The sequence below is a fragment of the bacterium genome, assembly GCA_021372775.1.
Lineage (GTDB): Bacteria > Acidobacteriota > Polarisedimenticolia > J045 > J045 > JAJFTU01.
Genome location: JAJFTU010000227.1, coordinates 1 through 2316 on the forward strand (window position 1 = coordinate 1; position 2316 = coordinate 2316).

Annotated in this window: 5 protein-coding genes; 4 read left to right on the forward strand and 1 reads right to left on the reverse strand. The window is 66.5% G+C overall.

The window, feature by feature from the left end; all coding sequences use genetic code 11:
- The 4 genes from LLG88_08295 to LLG88_08310 all read left to right on the forward strand — a co-directional run.
- Positions 1–366, forward strand: a 366-nt coding sequence (locus tag LLG88_08295; GenBank protein ID MCE5246902.1) for an RHS repeat-associated core domain-containing protein, incomplete at its 5' end; no start/stop codon positions are given.
- Complete coding sequence (locus LLG88_08300; GenBank protein ID MCE5246903.1) at positions 363–770, forward strand: hypothetical protein; 408 nt, start codon at positions 363–365, stop codon at positions 768–770. The genes LLG88_08295 and LLG88_08300, both read left to right, overlap by 4 nt.
- Before the next feature lie 4 nt (positions 771–774).
- Positions 775–1287 carry a hypothetical protein gene (locus LLG88_08305; GenBank protein MCE5246904.1) on the forward strand — a complete coding sequence of 171 codons (513 nt, stop codon included), beginning with the start codon at positions 775–777 and terminating at the stop codon, positions 1285–1287.
- Positions 1288–1398: 111 nt separating this feature from the next.
- Positions 1399–1653, forward strand: a complete 255-nt coding sequence (locus LLG88_08310; protein MCE5246905.1) for a PepSY domain-containing protein — start codon at positions 1399–1401, stop codon at positions 1651–1653.
- Positions 1654–2133: 480 nt separating this feature from the next.
- On the opposite strand, the gene LLG88_08315 is transcribed toward LLG88_08310, so the two are convergent.
- The coding region (locus tag LLG88_08315; protein MCE5246906.1) for a TolC family protein at positions 2134–2316 on the reverse strand (183 nt) is incomplete at its 5' end.

A 2316-nucleotide genomic window follows, 5' to 3' on the forward strand; every position in this document is an offset into this window, starting at 1 on the left:
CGGGACGCGGAGACGGGCCTCGACTACATGCTGGCGCGCTACTACGCGTCGTCGGCGGGGGCGTTCCTGACGGTGGACCCGCTGGACGCGAGCGCGAAGGCGGCGGACCCGCTGTCGTGGAACCGCTACGCCTACGTGCGCGGCAACCCGCTGAACCGCGTCGATCCGACGGGGGAGGAGGACGGCGACACCTCGGCGGAGCCCGAGAAGAAGAAGGAACTATCCGACAACGGGCAGGGCGGCGCGGCCTCGCTGCAGGACGATCTGAAGGAGGAGCAGCAGGAATCCGCACCGCTGTACGACAAGGACCACGTCAAGCCGGCGCCGCCCACGCCGGAATCCGTGAAGATCATGAAGAGATCGTGAAGAAAGGCGCTGCCTCAATGCACGAGGTCGGCGGGGCCTACGGACTGGACAAGGACGGGAAGCAGATCGTCGTGGAGGCGCTTCCGGGGAAGGCCAGAAACCCGTGCGATAGGAGCGGCCCAGTGTCCATGGATCCCCTCGCGGCTCTGAACACTGCGGACATCGGTCGAATCGTCGTGCTGCAGGGAACGTTTCACTCGCATTCCGGCTTGTCGATGCCGAATCCGAATTCCCCGCAGATTCGTTGCACGTACAGGCAACCGCCATCGGGAGCGGACATGCGCTTTGCGGCGGCATACGGAACTGGAGATCAGAACTACGTCTTCGCCTTTGGTGAAGCGAGAGTCTGGCAGTACGGCGGAACGGGGATTTCCCAAGCAACGTCGTCGGTCGGGCTGAGGTGAGACTATGCGAACCCGCGCGTGGAGCATCGGCATACTCGCGATTCTGGCGGCTTTGCCGCGCATCGGGTGGGCGGCCGGTGCGGCGGACGGCGTCAATCGAATCCGCATCAGCTGCACCTTCGAAGGACAGGCGGTTCCGCCCCCTTCCTCGCTCGCGTTCGTGCTTCCCGACGGACGGCGGTTCGAGGCGACGGTCGCGGATGGCCTGTTCCAAATTCCGCCGGAGGCGCTCGTCGAAGACGTGACGATGGAGTTCGTCGTCGGCGGCGCGCGCGCCCGCTTCGAACACATTTCGCTTGTCGGGGGTGCCCCCCGCGACGATGAGCGGGTTGAGTGGCGGGTCGGCTTCCTCCGCGCCCCGTACGACGAAGAGCACGCATACGCCGTGCCGAAGGACGCCGGTGCGGCGGCGATCTGGTACATAGACTTCCTCTCTTCGAAGTACGAAGAGAATTCCCTGATTCTCTTGTTGCGGCCGACCGATCCCGATTTTCCGAAGGCGACGCCTGCCAAGTGACCAACGAGGATTCCCGTGGACGCGAGAGCCAAGAACGCCCTGCAATGAAGCTCATCTCGTCCCGCGCTCAGCGGCGACGGTGCACGTGGTAGAGGGCAGGGGGGCTGCTGCATGAGACTCAGAACAGCGTTGGTCGTTCTTTCCCTCGTCGCGATGGCTCTCGCGGCGGGATGTTGTAGGCGACCTGTCGAGATTCCCGAGGCAGAGGCGAGAGCGGTGGCGGAGAAGAGGCTGGCGCGCTTCTCCTGGCAGGACGGAGTCAATCCGAATCGGTACAAGCTGCACCAGGTGATGTCGGACAAGGAAGTGCCGTGGATGTTCGAGTACTACTTGGACGGGAAGCCGGACCACAGCGCATGGTCTTGATTGACAAGTGGGGTCGCGTCGAGGTGTCGTCCGATTGACGAGGTGCTGACCTCTGGGAACTGCGGAGGCGGGCGGTTCTGCCAGAAGAGAGTCCGGGCGGACGGAGAGCCCTCCGGGCGATGAGTGGCCCGCGGTGATGCCGACTCTGGAAACTGTACGAGGGCGCGGTCGCGCCGCCACGGCGGCAGCACTTCCGGCCACGCACCCTACTCGGTGGCGCATCCAGAGAGGCCGGAGACGACCGAGTGCACCGTCGCGGGCGCGACGGACGCACGCGCGGCTGCCTACTGGGACATCGAGATCCCTTCGTCCGAGCGCTGAGGAACGTTCCGAATCCATACGTCGCGATCAACGGAGCGGGATCTCCCGAGGGAGGCGCCTCCCGCGCCGCTGCGGCGCCTCCTCCCTTGCGCGCCAAGATGCAAAACGGCCCCGGGCCGAAGCCCGGGGCCGCGTTGCGCGAAACGGCGTCGCCGCGGGTCAGGGCGCGGCGGGGGGCGCGGTCGCCGGCGCGGCGACGGCGATCGTGCCGGTCACGTACTGCAGCGTGACGAGCGCGACGTGGTGGTCGCGGCGGGCCTTGGCGAGGTTGCCGCGGGCCGAGCGGAGGTTGAGCTCGGCGTCCTCGACCTCGAGGCGGGTCTTCACGCCCAGCTCGAACCC